The sequence below is a fragment of the Flaviramulus multivorans genome (assembly GCF_021728415.1).
Classification (GTDB): Bacteria; Bacteroidota; Bacteroidia; order Flavobacteriales; family Flavobacteriaceae; genus Sabulilitoribacter; species Sabulilitoribacter multivorans.
The window spans coordinates 67,534-84,655 of record NZ_JAKKDV010000007.1; the positions used below are offsets into that span (position 1 = coordinate 67,534).

The following is a 17,122-nucleotide window of genomic DNA, read 5'->3' on the forward strand; positions in this document are numbered from 1 at the left end:
ATCTAAACAAGCATGCAGTTTAAACACCCCGAAATTCTTTACGCTTTATTTTTACTGCTTATTCCTATTATTGTTCATTTATTTCAATTACGTAAATTTCAAAAAGTAGCCTTTACCAATGTGGCTTTTTTAAAAGAAGCAACCTTGCAAACACGCAAAAGTTCGCAAATTAAAAAATGGCTTATTCTGTGTACTAGACTTTTACTTTTAGCTGCACTCGTACTAGCTTTTGCTCAACCTTTTACTTCAAAAACGGATGCTTTTAAAACCGAAAAGGAAACGGTTATTTATTTAGATAATTCTTTTAGTATGCAAGCTAAAGGTGATAAAGGTCAACTTTTAAAACGTGCTATCCAAGATATAATTAGCAATGTTTCTGAAAACGAAAATCTCACATTACTTACAAATGATAATGTTTATAAAAACACTAATATAAAAGCGATTAAGAATGATTTATTGCAACTGGATTATTCATCAAATCCATTAAATCTTGAAGCTGCGCTTTTAAAAAGCAAAGCCGCTTTTAGTGATAAAAAGGGCGTACTAAAAAATCTAGTTTTTATCAGTGATTTTCAAAATGGTCAATCTAATTTTCAACCTACACCAGATTCTCTTTTAAATTTAAACATAGTAAAATTACAACCCGTAAATAAAAACAATATTGCTATTGATAGTGTTTTTATCTCTGAAGTTACTGCCACTACTATAGAGTTAAAAGTATTATTAAAAAATAGTGGTGTTACAATTGATAACCTACCTATATCTTTATTTAATGATGATAAGCTTATAGCTAAAACTTCCGTTGCCATTGAAAAAGATGCCGAAACTACTTTTTCGCTTCCTGCAAACCAAGTTATAAACGGTGTGATTACTATTGACGATTCCAATTTACAATTTGATAATACATTATACTTTAACATAAACAATGCCTCAAAAATTAATGTTTTAGTTATAAATGCTAATGATGATACTTTTTTAAAACGGATTTACACTAATGATGAATTTAATTATACATCATCATCCGAAAATCAGTTGAATTATAATGATATTGATAAACAAAACCTGATTGTTTTAAATGAATTAAATGATATTCCTGTGGCATTAAGCACAATTTTAAAACAGTTTACCAATCAAGGTGGGCATGTGGTTATTATTCCTTCAAATGATATAGATTCAAGTTCTTACAACCAATTTTTAGTCAATTATAGAACGAGTTTGAGCAATTTAGTGACCTCTGAAAAAAGAATAACAAAAATTAGCTATTCACATCCTCTATACAGTAATGGTGTTTTTGAAAAACAGGTAAGTAATTTTCAATACCCAAAAGTAAATAGCTTTTATAATGTGACTTCAAATAATATGTCGGATGTATTGCAGTTTGAAGATGGTAAATTCTTCCTAGGAGCCCAACAAAACCTCTATGTGTTTACATCAGCATTAAATGAAGACAATTCAAGTTTTAAAAACTCACCTTTAATTGTACCAACGCTCTATAATATCGCAAAACAGAGTTTTAAAATTCCTGAATTATATTATAGTATTGGTAAAGAAAACACTTTTGATGTAGACACACAATTACAACAAGATGCCGTATTGTCGCTTGTAAAAGATGATATAAACATTATACCAAAACAACAATACTTTAATAACAAGGTGGTTATTGAAACCTCGGAAAACCCAACAATTGCTGGCACTTATTCCATAAAAAATAAAAATGAAACTATTAAAAATGTAAGTTACAACTATAATAGAAGTGAAAGTGATTTGGTTTATTCTGAAGTTTCAAGTTCTAATAATGTTACCGTGAGTAATTCTATTAACGAAATTTTCGACACAATAAAAAGTGATACTAAAGTTAACGCCTTATGGAAATGGTTTGTTATTTTTGCGCTAGCGTTAATGCTTGTTGAAATGCTCATATTAAAATTCTTTAAATGAACATACTTATAAAATCTGCTACCATTATAGACTCAAAGAGCGAGTTTCATAATACCACTCAAGATGTATTAATTGAAAATGGTGTGATTACAAAAATTGCTAAGCGTGTTACTAATCCTAAAAATTATCAGGAAATTAAGCTAGAAAATTTGCATATTTCTCAAGGTTGGTTTGATAGTAGCGTAAGTTTTGGTGAGCCTGGTTTTGAAGAACGCGATACCATTTTAAACGGTCTTAAAACTGCAGCAGCATCAGGTTTTACAGCAGTTGCTTTAAACCCAAACACAAATCCAGTAATAGATTCTAATGCTGATATTACGTTTATAAACTCCAAAGCGCATAGAAATGTGGTTACGTTATTACCTATTGGGGCCTTAACGGCATCCAGTAAAGGTATCGATTTAGCAGAACTGTACGATATGAATACCGCGGGAGCAGTTGCGTTTTACGATTATAAAAAGCCTATTTCTAACCCTAACTTGATGAAAATTGCTTTGCAGTATGCGAGTAATTTTGACGGGTTGGTATGTTCATTTCCCCAAGAGCATAAAATTTCTGGAAATGGTGTTATGAACGAAAACATAACAAGTACAACTTTAGGTTTAAAAGGAATTCCTGCTTTAGCAGAAGAATTACAAGTAGCCCGCGATTTGTTTTTACTGGAATATACAGGTGGAAAACTACATATCCCAACTATCTCAACAGCTACTTCGGTAGCCCTTATTAGAGAAGCAAAAAAGAAAAAATTGGATGTTACTTGTAGTGTAGCTATTCATAATTTATACTTTACAGATGAAGCGTTAAACGACTTTAACACACACTTTAAAGTATTACCTCCGTTGCGAACTCAAACGGACGTTGATGCCTTAATTGAAGGCGTAAAAGATGGAACCATTGATATGGTTACTACCGACCATAACCCTATTGATGTAGAACAAAAGAAAGTAGAGTTCGATTATGCAGAATATGGTTCTATTGGTTTAGAAAGTGCTTTTGGAGCGCTTCAAAACATATTTACTTTAAAGAAAACCATCGAAATATTAACAAAAGGAAAATCTAGATTTGGGGTTACAGCTACTTCAATTAATGTTGGCGAAAAATCGAATATTACCCTGTTTAATCCTGATACCAAGTATACCTTTTCGAAGCAAGATATTGTTTCAAAATCTAATAATACCATTTTCGAGAATGAAACTCTTAAAGGAAAAGTTTATGGTATTATATCTAATAATAAAGTGCATTTAAATTCATAATTAATGACTCAACACGATATTCAAGAAGGAAAAACACTTGCTATTGTAGCCTATTTTACTTTTGTTGGACTTATTGTAGCCATTATACAAAATCTTAATAAAAAGAATCCCTTTACTGCGTTTCACTGCAGGCAAATGCTAGGACTTATACTATTGCTTATTTTCTCTAATGTTACTGAAAAATATGTAAATAGTTGGCTAGGAACTTTTCTTTGGTTTGGAACCTTTGGTTTTTGGATATTTGGTTTAGTAAATGCTTTAAAAGGAGAAACAAAATTAGTGCCTTTCTTCGGGAAATTATTTCAAGATTGGTTTACAAACATTGGTAAATAAATGGTTAACACATCACTTTCTTTAAATCATATTATTAGAAAATCTACTTTAACGGATAATGCACCGTTATTAATTATGCTCCATGGTTATGGTAGTGATGAGAACGATTTGTTTTCGTTTGCTAATGAATTGCCTGAAGAACTTTTCATCATTGCAGCAAGAGCACCTTACACCATGCAGCCCTTTGGTAATGCTTGGTATGCTATTAATTTTGATGCTGAAAAAGGTAAATGGAGTGACAATGAACAAGCAAAAAAATCACGAGATTTAATTGCAACATTTATTGATGAAGCAGTGGCTTCGTATCCCATTGATAAAAACAATGTGACGCTTTTAGGCTTTAGTCAAGGTACTATTTTAAGTTATGCCGTAGCTTTAACCTATCCTGAAAAGGTAAAAAACATTGTTGCCTTAAGCGGTTACGTAAATACAGGTATTTTACCTGAAAATCTTGAGCAAAAAGATTATAAAAATTTAGATTTTTATTGCTCACATGGTAGTGTAGACCAAGTTATTCCGGTGGATTGGGCGAGACAAACGGTTCCATTTTTAAAAGCCCTAAATATAAAACACCAATATTCCGAATTTCCAGTAGGACACGGTGTTGCCCCACAAAATTTTTACGAATTTAAGGATTGGTTGAGTAAACGCATCTAATATTTTCATATCTTAAATCTCTAAAAGTTTAAATATGGAAGCCCATAATGGGCATTACGAGCCAGTATAATCAAATTATTTATTCACAGGTTCTTGAAAATTTTTAAATAGATGAAAATATTAACAATTTACATTAGTCTGTTTCTTTGTTTTGGAAACATTGTAACCTCGCAAGAAACGAATCATTTAAAGGCTATTAATACCGACGTTTGGAGCCCTTTTACAAAAGCTTTTGAAACTTTTGATTACATTTTATTTGCAAGCATACATAGCGAGGATTTAGTTCGGGTTAGCGGGGACTCTAAAAATGTAAAAGGAAAAACCACTTATATAGAAGGTTATAAAAAGCGTTGGGTTAATAAAAACTCAAATCAAACTATTTCGTTTCGGTTTTTAGAGCGTATTGCAAATGATATTAGTGCTTCTGAACGAGGTATTTATAAGCTAACCGTAAACCCTAATACAGCGAATGAACAATCGTATTATGGAAAATTTCATGTGATTTTAAGAAAGGAAAACGGTACGTGGAAATTATTGGTAGATTATGATTCATCAGAAAGCAACACTATTAACGAAACCTCCTATAATGAGGCTTTTGCTATAGATGATTTTGATAAATATTAAAGTTTGAATTTGAGAGAAAAAATGATAACTTCGTTTAACTCTAGAATGAAAAACATTGATGCGTTTTTTTTTCGTAGACTATTATAAGTTTGAAAATAATTAATATGAAAAAATTCTTAATTCTATTATTAGTAGTCCCTCTTTTATCTTTAACAGTTAACAAAGTCAATACCAAGTTTATAGGAAAATGGGTTGGAGAAGATGAAAAAGAAATTGGATACATGAATTTTGATTCAGACGGTTACGCATATTTCGAAATTCAAGGACAAATTCTAGGAGGAAAGGAATTTGTTATGAACGGAAAAAAAGGAAAAATGACTTATGAAATAAATAGTGAATCCAATCCAATTCAAATAGACTTTATAGTTACTTTATTGGAAAGTGGAGAACAAAAAAGATTACTTTGCATTGCCAATTTTATTGATAATGACATCATGGAATTTGCTATAGATTTTGAGGAAAATCGACCAACGGAATTCAATTCGGAAAACTCAATAATTTTTAAAAGAGAAAAATAAAGCATTTTAAAAACACCTAACGAATTCCCATAAATCTCATCCTAAATAAACAAAAAATCCAGCAAATTGCTGGATTTTATTTTATATATAAGTATTATTATTATTAGCTATTAATAACCAATCTAAACCCTTCACCATGTATGTTTAGAATTTCTACTTTTGGGTCAAGTTTTAAGTATTTACGCAGTTTAGCAATATACACATCCATACTACGTGAAGTAAAGTAATTGTCGTCTCTCCAAATTTTAGTTAGTGCTAATTCGCGAGGCATTAAATCGTTTTCATGTAATGCTAATAAACGCAATAACTCATTTTCTTTTGGAGATAGTTTTACAGGTTCGCCACCATCAAACTTTAAAAAACGTAGTTTAGAGTTTAAATCGAAACGTCCAATTTTAAACTCAAATTGTTTACTATCCGAAATGGTTTCTGTAGCTTTACGTTGAATAATAGCTTTAATTTTCATAAGTAAAACTTCACTATCAAACGGTTTGTTTAAATAATCGTCTGCTCCTACTTTATAACCTTTTAAAACGTCTTCTTTCATCGTTTTAGCAGTTAAAAATATAATAGGCACATCGGTATTTTTTTCTCTTATTTCTTTGGCTAGTGTAAAGCCATCTTTATAAGGCATCATAACGTCTAGAATACACAAATCGAAATCGTCTTTTTTAAACTTCTCAAAGCCTTCCATACCATTTTTAGCATGGGTAACTTCGTAATCATTCATCATTAAATAATCTTTAAGTACGGTTCCAAAATTTGGATCGTCTTCCACTAATAAAATTCTCTTTTTGTTCTCTTCCATAGTTATGATATTAAGGGAAGCTTTATTGTAAAGGTGCTTCCTTTGTCTTTTTCTGTTTCTACTGACACATGACCTTGATGGTCTTCAACTATTCTTTTAACGTAAGCTAAACCTAAACCGTGGCCTTTTACGTTATGAATATTTCCGGTGTGTTCTCTATAAAATTTTTCAAACACTTTTTTGGCAGCCGCTTTACTCATACCGCTACCGTGATCTTTTATTTTTAAGAAAATGTTAGTACCAACATTTTCAGTATATACTTCAATTTTTGGTGCATCTGGAGAATACTTAATGGCATTATCCAGTATATTAACTATTACATTGGTAAAGTGCGTTTCGTTAGCTAAAATAGATGACTTTTCAGCGTCTAAAAACGTTTTTATATAGCCTTTTCTATCTTCTACAATTAGCTCTACATGCGTTATAGCTTCCTCAATTAAGTCGTGTAGCTTAACTCTATCCTTACTAATGTTTAGTTCGTTCTTTTCTAATTTAGATATTCTTAATACATTCTCAACCTGCGCATGCATACGTTTATTCTCTTCTTTAATCATGGTTAAGTAACGCTTTACTTTATCCTTGTCATCAATTACCTTCGGGTTCTTTATCGCATCCAACGCCAAATTTATGGTTGCTATGGGTGTTTTAAACTCATGCGTCATATTATTGATAAAATCACTCTTAATTTCTGAAATTTTACGCTGTTTCATCAATTGATATAGAGCACTTGAATACGCAATTATAATAATGGATGTGAAAATTATTGATAATAAAATCATACCCATTATAGATGATAAAATAAACTTCCTATCATCTGGAAAATTTACCAGAAGCTTGTAAAGGCTTTGGTTATTTTCATCATAAAATATAGGAACGCTAAAGGTTGAGTTTTTTATATTTTCAAAATTATCACTCCTAACTTTAGTGGCTAAATCGTTACCAAAAACGGCAAACTCAAAATCTATGTTTATTCCAAATTTATTGAGTTTTTCTGATAATAGTTCTTTTATTTTATCTGCCGAAACCCTTTTATGTATAGGTGTTCGCTTTGAAATTTCTTTAAAACTTCTTTCAAAATTTATACGCTGAGCCTCGTCTATAGTCCCACTTCTAATGATGTTAGTTATAGGGCTTTTTAAATCTATTTCAGACGCATCTGTATTTCTATAAATTTCAGTACTCGAATTTCCTATGATATTTGATATATCTAGACTATCTAAACCTATGTCAAAGAGCGAAGAAGATAATTTATAGTTCTCTTCTAAAACATTGCTTTTGTAAATGAGCGTTTCTTTGGTGCTATTGTTTTTTTGATAAATTAATAACTGAGAAACGGCTTCTTCATCTACTTTTTGATCACTATCTAAATTAAAATATTTAGCGTAATAGTTTTCAAATTCATTCTCTTCAATGGTGTTTGATACGTTATTTAGTACCGTAACCACATTATATTTAAAACGTTCTTTTTCGTTTTTAACTGAATCGTTTATGTAATAAGCCTGAATAGCTATAATGCCTACCAATGATAAACTCATTAATATTATAAGTAGGATAAATATTCGTTTGCTCATCATTCAAAATTAACATTTTAACATTTAGTAGTCCTATGTTTTAACCTTACATTAACAAAAATGTTAAAATTAGGTTATACCAGCCTTTTGTAGAATATCATTATGCACTCTTAACACCTGTAGTTTGGTGGTTTCGAAAGTGTTATTATTAATAACAAAGTCTGATTTATTAATTTTCTGCTCATCAGACCATTGGTTTTTCATAATGGCTTCAATCTTTTCTTTGGTAGTATCATCACGCTTTAGTAAGCGTTTAATTCGTAATGCTTTGTCTGCAACAACCGTAATAATAAAATCGCAAGCCTTATCGCCACCATTCTCAAATAAAATAGCTACTTCTTTAATAACGTAAGGAGCGTCTTGTTTTTGTACCCACTTTTGAAAATGTTTTGCCACTTTAGGATGCACAATGGCATTCATTTTTTCCAAGTAACTCTTATCATTAAAAATGATGTTTGCTAAATAGGGTCTGTTTAATTCCTCATTAATATAAGCTTTTTCACCAAACAACTGGATAAGTTTACGTTTAATTATTTTAGACCTATTCATGAGTTTTTTAGCTTCCTCATCGGCAATATAAACAGGAATTCCTAAAAGATTAAATTCTTTTGCAACAGTTGTTTTACCGCTTCCTATGCCTCCTGTAAGTCCTACAATAATCATTTGGTTATAATAAATTCAATACGCTGTTGATTAATTTTTGCGTTTTTAACTTTATCGGGCGTTTTTGCAAACTCTGGAACTAAAAACGATCGGTTTTCGCTTACTTTACTGTAGTCGCAAATCACTTTAAAATCCTTATTTGTGATACTGCTATAATCGGATAAGCTCACATAATAGGAAACGTTAACCATCTTAGGAAAGTACTTTAAAGTTATGTTTTTAGGCTGATTTATTACAGTAATGGGCACATTTAACGTTCCTTCTGTAAACTTTTCTACTTTAGCTTTAATAATCACATCTTGAAGTGAAAATTTTAAGTCGGACTTGTTTTTGGGTAATTTTAGCTTTACTTTTTCTGATAAATCTGATTTTATATTGTCGAAGGTAACAGCTTCAGTTTCTAAAAAGTCTATTTCTGATACTAAAACATTGGGACCAACCACGACAATAGAATCTGGCTGCGAAACTAACTCGTTAGACATATTATAGCCCGGGCTAAAGTTTAAATTGGCCTTAAGTTTAACAGGTACTTTTTTAACCGAATTTATACCGAAGCGAAAACTTAATGTATCTGGCGACATATTAAGTAATTCTACTTGTTTATCAAATTGTGTATTGTTTAAATAAGCTTTGGACTTATTCCATACAAAAATCCCATCCTTTTTATAAACATCTTTACTAAAGTCCACCTTAATTTTAGGTTGTGAAAAATAGAATTTAAGCCATTTAAAACCATGTGTTTTTAAGGTGATGTTTAAATTAACAGAATCCTTTAAAATAATATTTTCTTGTGGTACGTTTAACTTCTCAATTTCAAAAGTCAACGTATTTGTGTATTGTTTTGAGAGTTTTGTAAATATTAAAATGATAAATGCAGAAAGCAAGAATACAATGAAAACATTGATTCTTTTATTCTTAATTGAACTTAGTATTTTATATCTAACGTGTTTTATCATTTTGCTTTAAAAAATAATTGAGGAAATTGCTTTTCAGGTGTTTTATTTAAAACTGAAACCGCCAAAGTAGCTTTTAAAAATCCATAACCGTATCCAAAAAACTGCACTAATATTGCTACCAAAGCATATATTGAAACTAACGCGCTTTTTGTTGAAACTAATGCTATTAAAAAAGCCATAATAAAGTACAAAATATAAACTAATAACACCCATTTTATGTTAATGAAAAACAACAAAATAGATACAATTAAACCGACGCAAAAAATGGTTGGAAACCAATAAGTGATTTTTTTAGTTTCTGGATGCCACTTATTTAAAATGGGGCGTACTAAACCAAATTTATACACCTGTTTGTAAAATTTGCTCCAAGAAATGCGGCGTTTATGATACACAAACGCTTCAGGAATTAATTTAGTTTTAAAGCCTAAGCTCCAAAGTCGTATAGACAAATCAGGGTCTTCACCAGGATGGATTCTACCGAATCCATTAGAAGCTTCAAATGCTTTTTTTGAAAGCCCCATATTAAAACTACGTGGTTGAAATTTATCTACACTTTTTTTATTACCACGAATACCACCTGTGGTAATAAATGATGTCATTGAAAAATTAATAGCCTTCTGAAGATTGGTAAACGATTGGTGAGCTGCATCAGGACCGCCAAAACAATCCACATAATCAGCCTTTAAACTCTTCTCAACTTCGTTCAAATAGTTATTGGGTAAAATACAATCGGAATCTAGAATAATAAAATAATTGCCTTTTGCATGCTGCATACCGTAGTTTCTAGAATCACCAGGACCTGAATTTTCCTTAAAAAAATAAGAAATGTTCAGTTTGTTTTTATAAATATCAACAACCTGTTTTGAAGTTTTTGTAGAACCGTCTTCAACGATGACAATTTCATAAATCGTTTCCGTTTTTAAAGCCTCAAAACTTTGCAATAATTCTTGTATCTCGTCAGGACGATTAAAAACAGGAATGATAAATGAAAATTGTAATTGCATGAAAAGTCTATTTTATTTGAATATGAATGTGGTCATCATGTCTCACAGCTTTACATCCATGAAATCGTATTTTATCACCCTGTAAACCCATCCTTCTTTTTAAATGTGGTTCAATAAATATTTTAGATAATTCATTTTGATTTAAAATGGAGTTAATCATATCTCTGGTTGCTGTTTCAGAGAGTTTTATCCCTTTATTTATCTTTCCAAAAGTTAAATATTTAGTAAAGTCATATTGCCAATGACCTCTTCCCTTGCAAATTTCATTTTGATTAAATTCATTTTTTTTAGCACTTTCAAAAACTCCATACCCGCTAATTGATGGCTTTTTATTTGTTACTGCACCATTTTCCAATTGATAGACTAAAGATAAATCAATTTTCTTTCCATCATTATGACTTAAATGTGGTAATAGAGGAAAGTCATCAATAAAAGGAAAGTTAGCATCTAGATAAATCAATTGAATTCCTTTATGTTTTTGTTCAAAATCAATAGAAACTTTATCAAGTACTTTGTTTAATTCAGGGTTTACATAGTTTCTATTCAAAAACTTGGTGAAAAATGTATTTGCCTTTATAAATTCGGTTTCTTTAATTTTTTCTCGTCCGAAAAATTCAGCAAAATATGGAACAACTATAAATGTCATAAAAATATATAAAACCAAAAATGTCAAAAATCTTTTTAGTTTACTTCTTCTTGTCTTTTTATTAATTGTTAAAATTGATATTAAATAAATAATTCCTCCTATTTGCGTTAGTGCCGTTAGAATTATGATTATCAAAAAATGGAAGAAGAATTTCAATTTTATAAATTACATGCTTTACACAACAAATGTAACGAAACCAAACAAAAAAGCCACCTTAATAAAGATGGCTCATTTTTATATTTAAAAATAAATTATTCGTCTCCTACAAAGGTACTCATTACGGCATCACTTACTCCCATATTACTAAAACCACCATCGTTATATAAGTTTTGTAGTGTTACTCTTTTAGTTAAATCACTAAACATAGCAACAGTGTAGTTTGCACAATCTAAAGCAGTTGCATTCCCTAGCGGTGACATTTTTTCTGCGTAAGCAATAAACCCATCAAAACCTTTTACACCACTACCGGCTGTAGTTGGTGTTGGTGATTGAGAAATGGTATTTACACGCACTTTTTTATCACGACCGAAGAAATACCCAAAACTACGAGCAATACTCTCTAAATAAGCTTTATTATCAGCCATATCATTATAATCAGGGAATACACGTTGCGCCGCCATATAGGTTAAAGCCACGATACTACCCCACTCATTCATCGCATCACTCTTGTAAAGTGTTTGCATTAGTTTATGAAAAGACATCGCAGATACATCGGTACCTTTTTGTGTCCAATCATAATTTTGATCGGTATAATGTTTGCCTTTTCTAACGTTTATAGACATTCCAATAGAATGTAATACAAAATCAATCTTTCCACCTAAAATTTCCATAGACTGGTCGATTAAATTCTGTAAGTCCTCTAAAGACGTAGCATCTGCAGGAATAATTTGTGAGCCTGTTTTTTCAGCAAGTTCATTAATCTGTCCCATACGCATTGCCACTGGTGCATTGGTTAAAACAAATTGCCCACCTTCTTCATGAACACGTTCTGCAGTTTTCCAAGCAATAGAGTTAGAATCTAACGCTCCAAAAATGATTCCTCTTTTTCCTTTTAATAAGTTATATGACATACTGGTTAGTTTATGTGTTTAATTTTATAATTCAAAGATAGTAATTAATTCAGCAATTCTTTTGCATGAGCTATGGCTGATGATGACATTTGCACGCCGCCTAACATTTGTGCTATTTCTACAATGCGTTCGTCGTGATTAAGTTTTACTAAATTTGTTTGTGTAACCTCATCAACATCTTCCTTATATACTTTAAAATGCGAATGCCCTTTGGCTGCAATTTGTGGTAAATGCGTAATGGAAAACACTTGCATAGTTTTACTCATTTGCAACATAATATCACCCATTTTATTTGAAATTTCTCCAGAAACACCCGAATCAATTTCATCAAACATGATAGTTGGTAACTGAATATATTTTGCTAAAACCGATTTAATTGCCAACATAATTCGAGATAACTCACCACCAGAAGCTGCTTTTTTAAGCTCGTTAAAGCTACCACCTTTGTTAGCTGAAAATAAAAATGATAATTCATCTTTTCCATTAGCAAAAAAAGTATCGCTAAAATTTAATTCAATTTTAAACTGTGCATTCGGCATGCCTAAATCATTCAAAATATTTTCTAATTGTGCTTTTAATTGTGGAATAACATCTCCTCGCTTAGCATGAATTGATTTAGCAAGTGTATTCAACTCACTTTTTTTAGTTGTAATTTCAGTTTCCTTTTTTATAATGGTTTCATCTAAGTTTTCAGTAAAAGACACCTTTTCTTCGAGCTGATTTTTAATAGCAATTAATTCTGAAATATCAGTTGCCACATGTTTTTGCATTAAATTATGAAGCACTTTTAGTTTAGAATCAACCTCTTCAAGCCTTTTGGGGTCTGCATCTAAGCTATCTTGTAATGTATTTATTTCACTAAACACATCATCCATTTCAATCAAACTACTCTGCGTTCTTTTTAAAATATCTTCATATTTTGAAGCATATGCAGCTAACTTTTGAAGCGCATTCTTCAACGAAGTGAGCGACGTTAAAACACCTATTTGTTCTTCGCTTAATAGTTGATACGCTTCAGCCAATTTTTCTTGAATACTTTCAACATTATTTAAAGTTTCGTATTCTTCTTCAAGGGTTTCTAATTCTCCTTCTATTAAATTAGCCTCAGCCAATTCATTTAATAAAAAAGAATTATAATCATGTTCCTTTATAGCTTCTGTCTGAAACCTTAAAAGTTCATCAAGTTCTTTTTGGAGACTTTTATATGTTTTTAATTCTTGTTTATAAGTTTGTAAACTTGATTCATTATTTGCTAATGCATCAATAACTTGAAACTGAAAATCGTTGCTCGTAAGCTCTAAAGTTTGGTGTTGCGAATGTATATCCACTAAACGCTCGCCTAAGAGTTGCAAACTATTTAAGTTTACAGGAGAGTCGTTTACAAAAGCCCTTGATTTGCCTGATGGTAAAATCTCTCTACGAATAATAGTTTGCGTTTCGTAATCAAAATCTTCCGCTTTAAAAAGGGATTTTAGGTTATAGTTTGAAATATTAAAAACGGCTTCAATAACACACTTTTCTTCAGTATTTTTTAGGCTACTTAAATCGGCGCGTTTACCTAAAATTAACGACAAGCCTCCTAACAAAATAGATTTTCCCGCTCCAGTTTCTCCAGTAATTATAGAAAATCCATCATTAAATTCTACTTGAAGATTATCAATTAACGCATAATTTTTTATTGAAAGTGAGGTTAGCAAAACTTATAAATGGATTTACAATTTGAAAATTAAATATAATGAAAGCGTTTTAAATAAAGACCAAATTAAAACGTAATATTTTGCCATTTACTGTTGTGCATGGGTGCAACTTTTTGAAGTGTTTCTTTCACTTTTGCTATATTAACATTTGGTCCGTCAGTAAAAATTTGCTCGATTTCATCTGCCTTGGCATCAAAAAACGTACGCAATATAAAGGAGTTTGGTCTACGGCTATTCATGGTTTGAAATTGCTGTAACGTATTAGCTATAACATCTTTTCCTTGTTTTGCATTATCGCTCATAACATCTAAACCATTTCGATGATAATCATACATAACCGTTCTGTATTCTTTAAAAGTAGGAGACAAAACGTTATCAATAAGTGCAAATCTACTTTGTAAACCATCTTCAAGCTTCCAACCTTTAAAATTACCTTGTTGCGAGTAATTCACTATAGTCTGTGCTTGTTTATAATATGGATCGCCACCCTTTTCAGAAAAAGAATCAGCATCCAAAGCTAAAATCATATAGACATGAAATGCCAAAACCGATACCAAATTAGATTCGAACTGATTGGAGTTAAAAATTAAGTTTTGGAATTCTAAATACCTAAAACTAAAATCATTGTCATTGAAATTATAAATTGGAGTGCTAAATGAAGATCCAAAAATTGGTCGTGACGATTGTACTTGCAATGATGCTTGGAAGTTTTCACCGCTATAACTCGTCACATTAATGACCATACTACAATCAATACGTTCTTGAAACTTAAAGGTTTTATTAGTCCATTTAGTATTGTTAATAAATTCTGTAAGTTGCTTTTCTAAAGTTTTAAAAATAGGAAAGTTCTCGTTCCCTGTTTGTTGAGCATTAACAACTAAATTACAGTTTAATTCTTGTGAAAACCCTTTAGAAATAAGGCAAAATATGAATAAAAATAGAATGTTACGCATCAATCTCTTTTATGATTTTATTTAACAAGTCAGTAGCAACTTCAGTTTTTGATTTTAATTGAAACTCGGTGATATTTTCTTTATCATCAATAAATGTTACTTTATTGGTGTCTCCTTTAAAACCTGCTCCTTTATCATTTAACGAATTTAAAACAATTAAATTTAAATTCTTCCTTTTTAATTTTCCTTTAGCATTTTCAATTTCATTATTAGTTTCTAAGGCAAACCCTACCAAATATTGATGTTTTTTATTTGCTCCTAAAGATGCTAAAATATCTTTTGTTTTCTCTAACTCTAAAGTTAACGTAGAATCTTTCTTTTTTATTTTTTGAGAGGCCACTTGTTTTGGTTTAAAATCGGCTACCGCAGCAGAAAGTATAGCTACATCAACGTCTTTAAAATAGTTATGTGTTTCAGAATACATTTCCTGTGCGCTTGTAACTGGAACAATTTTAATTAAACTATGAGATGCTGTTTGATGAGTCGGTCCGGTAATTAAAATTACTTCAGCACCATTATTGGCAGCAGCCTTAGCAATTTCAAACCCCATTTTTCCACTAGAATGATTTCCTATAAAACGAACAGGGTCGATAGCTTCATAAGTTGGACCAGCCGTAATTAATACTTTTTTATTACGAAGTGGAAGTTTCCCTAAAATATCATCCTCAATAAAAGCAACAATATCTTCAGGTTCTGCCATTCGGCCCTCTCCTACTAAACCACTAGCTAATTCGCCACTTGTAGCAGGAATCAGAATATTTCCGAAGCTTTTTAAAACTTTAAAAGACCGCAATGTACTTTCATGTTTGTACATATCCAAATCCATTGCTGGGGCAAAATACACAGGGCATTTAGCAGATAAATAGGTGGCTAATAACAAGTTGTCGCAAACACCATTTGCCATTTTAGACAAGGTATTTGCTGTTGCAGGAGCTATAATAAATAAGTCTGCCCAAAGTCCTAAATCTACATGATTGTTCCAAATAGCATTATCATCATCTTCATTAGTAAAAGATGAATATACAGGATTTTTCGAAAGAGTTGATAAGGTTAAAGGTGTAATAAAATCTTTTGAAGAAGGCGTCATAACTACTTTTACGTTCGCACCAGATTTTATAAAAAGCCTAACTAATGAGGCTGTTTTATAAGCGGCAATACCACCACTAATTCCTAATAGTATGTTCTTGCCGCTTAATATTGACATTTTAAAAACTATTCCTGATTATCTTGCTCAGTATTTCTAAAATAAATTTTGTCTGTTAACCATTCTTGAACAGCTAACGCATGAGGTTTTGGTAATTTTTCGTAAAATTTAGAAACCTCAATTTGCTCTTTGTTTTCAAAGATTTCTTCAAGACTATCATTGTAAGTAGCAAACTCTTCTAACTTATCAATTAACTCTTTTTTAATCTCTGTGTTAATTTGTTCTGCACGTCTTGCTATAATAGAAATTGACTCGTAGATGTTCTCAGTTGGTTCATCTATTTGATTTCTATCGTAAGTTACGGTATTAACAGGGGCGTTAGTTTTCTTTAAATCCATGTCTTTAATTATTTAACTTTCTGAACTATATTTTTTTAATTCTTCTTCAATATTAATTGTCATATCGTTAACTTGCTCTATATAATTAGAGTTTGGAAACGCTTTCTTAAACGCATTGGCGTATTCCTTAGCATTTTCTAGACGATCTTTCTTTAAATTAACGATACCAAATTGAATGGTATTTTTATATTCTAAACTATTTATGGCTAATTTATAAGCAGAATCTAATCTATAATAAAGTGCATCTTCTCTTAAAGTAGATCCTGGAAAATCGAAAAGAAAATTATCAAAAGATTTTACTGAAGCAGGGAAATCCGATATTCTATTATACTGCTTTGCTATCTCAAAAGCCTTTTTCTCTAACTTAAAATCTAGTTCTTTTATTAAAGTATTCGCTTCAGCTACATATTGAGAATCTGGAAATAAATTGATAAACTCTTGTAGTTTCTCAATAGCTTCTTTCGTTTCTTTTTGGTCTTTTGTATAAGCAGGCGAAAGCATGTAATAACTTCTTGCACTTAAAAAGGCCGCTTCTTCTAACTTCTCACTATTAGGATAACTTGACACAAAACGTTCAAACTGATAACCTGCAACATAGTAATCTTTCATTTGGTAGAATGAATTAGAATACAAATACATTAATTTTTCAGCTTGAGGTTTTCCTCTATAATTTGGTACAATTTGAGCAAAAAGTCTATTCGCTTTGGCAAATTTGCCCTCATTATATAAATCTTCACCCATCTTAAATTTTACAGCTATGGCGTCTTCTCCATCAGCTTTTAAAGCCTTTTGGTATTCGCTACAACTAGTTAAAACAGTGATTGTTAGTAAAATATAAAAAAAATGCTTCATAGATTTTTAAACAGGATGCAAAATTACGTTATTAATA

Annotated in this window: 18 protein-coding genes; 6 read left to right on the plus strand and 12 right to left on the minus strand. The window is 30.9% G+C overall.

The genetic code is table 11. The annotated features are described in order from the left end of the window. Window positions 1–12: 12 nt before the first annotated feature. The 6 genes from L3X39_RS13580 (at window position 13) to L3X39_RS13605 (ending at window position 5,323) form a co-directional block, all read left to right on the plus strand. The gene (locus tag L3X39_RS13580; RefSeq protein WP_237232405.1) at window positions 13–1,938 is read left to right on the plus strand and encodes a vWA domain-containing protein; all 1,926 of its coding nucleotides are present in this window, start codon (window positions 13–15) and stop codon (window positions 1,936–1,938) included. Further along, window positions 1,935–3,191, plus strand: a complete 1,257-nt coding sequence (locus L3X39_RS13585; RefSeq protein ID WP_237232406.1) for a dihydroorotase — start codon at window positions 1,935–1,937, stop codon at window positions 3,189–3,191. Before L3X39_RS13580 ends, L3X39_RS13585 begins: the two co-directional genes overlap by 4 nt. A gap of 3 nt (window positions 3,192–3,194) precedes the next feature. Next, window positions 3,195–3,524: a DUF4870 domain-containing protein gene (locus tag L3X39_RS13590; protein ID WP_237232407.1), complete on the plus strand. Its 330-nt coding sequence runs from the start codon at window positions 3,195–3,197 to the stop codon at window positions 3,522–3,524. Beyond that, window positions 3,525–4,181, plus strand: coding sequence for an alpha/beta hydrolase (locus tag L3X39_RS13595; protein WP_237232408.1), 657 nt, complete (start codon window positions 3,525–3,527; stop codon window positions 4,179–4,181). Between the two features lie 111 nt (window positions 4,182–4,292). Next, window positions 4,293–4,805 (plus strand): YybH family protein, encoded by a 513-nt coding sequence (locus L3X39_RS13600; RefSeq protein ID WP_237232409.1) that lies wholly within the window; start codon window positions 4,293–4,295, stop codon window positions 4,803–4,805. 104 nt (window positions 4,806–4,909) lie between these two features. Further along, window positions 4,910–5,323, plus strand: a complete 414-nt coding sequence (locus tag L3X39_RS13605) for a hypothetical protein (protein ID WP_237232410.1) — start codon at window positions 4,910–4,912, stop codon at window positions 5,321–5,323. 103 nt (window positions 5,324–5,426) lie between these two features. Here L3X39_RS13605 and L3X39_RS13610 read toward each other — a convergent pair whose 3' ends face one another. The 12 genes from L3X39_RS13610 to L3X39_RS13665 form a co-directional block, all read right to left on the minus strand. Next, on the minus strand, window positions 5,427–6,131 hold the full coding sequence (locus L3X39_RS13610; protein ID WP_237232411.1) for a response regulator transcription factor: 705 nt from the start codon (window positions 6,129–6,131) through the stop codon (window positions 5,427–5,429). Window positions 6,132–6,133: 2 nt separating this feature from the next. Continuing rightward, window positions 6,134–7,666: a sensor histidine kinase gene (locus L3X39_RS13615; RefSeq protein ID WP_237232412.1), complete on the minus strand. Its 1,533-nt coding sequence runs from the start codon at window positions 7,664–7,666 to the stop codon at window positions 6,134–6,136. A gap of 105 nt (window positions 7,667–7,771) precedes the next feature. Continuing rightward, on the minus strand, window positions 7,772–8,365 hold the full coding sequence (gene coaE, locus L3X39_RS13620; protein WP_237232413.1) for a dephospho-CoA kinase: 594 nt from the start codon (window positions 8,363–8,365) through the stop codon (window positions 7,772–7,774). Further along, window positions 8,362–9,189, minus strand: coding sequence for a CdaR family protein (locus L3X39_RS13625; protein WP_237232414.1), 828 nt, complete (start codon window positions 9,187–9,189; stop codon window positions 8,362–8,364). The genes coaE and L3X39_RS13625 overlap by 4 nt, the downstream gene beginning before the upstream one ends. Window positions 9,190–9,317: 128 nt before the next feature. Then, a complete protein-coding gene (locus L3X39_RS13630) occupies window positions 9,318–10,325 on the minus strand; it encodes a glycosyltransferase family 2 protein (protein WP_237232415.1) in 1,008 nt (335 codons plus the stop codon). A gap of 7 nt (window positions 10,326–10,332) precedes the next feature. Continuing rightward, on the minus strand, window positions 10,333–10,971 hold the full coding sequence (locus L3X39_RS13635) for a hypothetical protein (RefSeq protein ID WP_237232416.1): 639 nt from the start codon (window positions 10,969–10,971) through the stop codon (window positions 10,333–10,335). 251 nt (window positions 10,972–11,222) lie between these two features. Then, window positions 11,223–12,041, minus strand: coding sequence for an enoyl-ACP reductase FabI (locus L3X39_RS13640; protein WP_237232417.1), 819 nt, complete (start codon window positions 12,039–12,041; stop codon window positions 11,223–11,225). 44 nt (window positions 12,042–12,085) lie between these two features. After that, window positions 12,086–13,738 (minus strand): DNA repair protein RecN, encoded by a 1,653-nt coding sequence (gene recN / locus L3X39_RS13645; RefSeq protein ID WP_237232418.1) that lies wholly within the window; start codon window positions 13,736–13,738, stop codon window positions 12,086–12,088. Between the two features lie 65 nt (window positions 13,739–13,803). Beyond that, window positions 13,804–14,691 (minus strand): type IX secretion system protein PorD, encoded by an 888-nt coding sequence (gene porD / locus L3X39_RS13650; protein WP_237232419.1) that lies wholly within the window; start codon window positions 14,689–14,691, stop codon window positions 13,804–13,806. After that, window positions 14,684–15,895 (minus strand): bifunctional phosphopantothenoylcysteine decarboxylase/phosphopantothenate--cysteine ligase CoaBC, encoded by a 1,212-nt coding sequence (gene coaBC / locus L3X39_RS13655; RefSeq protein WP_237232420.1) that lies wholly within the window; start codon window positions 15,893–15,895, stop codon window positions 14,684–14,686. The genes porD and coaBC overlap by 8 nt, the downstream gene beginning before the upstream one ends. A gap of 8 nt (window positions 15,896–15,903) precedes the next feature. Further along, on the minus strand, window positions 15,904–16,233 hold the full coding sequence (locus L3X39_RS13660; RefSeq protein ID WP_237232421.1) for a DNA-directed RNA polymerase subunit omega: 330 nt from the start codon (window positions 16,231–16,233) through the stop codon (window positions 15,904–15,906). 12 nt (window positions 16,234–16,245) lie between these two features. Next, entirely contained in the window at window positions 16,246–17,085 is an 840-nt protein-coding gene (locus tag L3X39_RS13665) for an outer membrane protein assembly factor BamD (protein ID WP_237232422.1), read from the minus strand. Window positions 17,086–17,122: the final 37 nt, after the last annotated feature.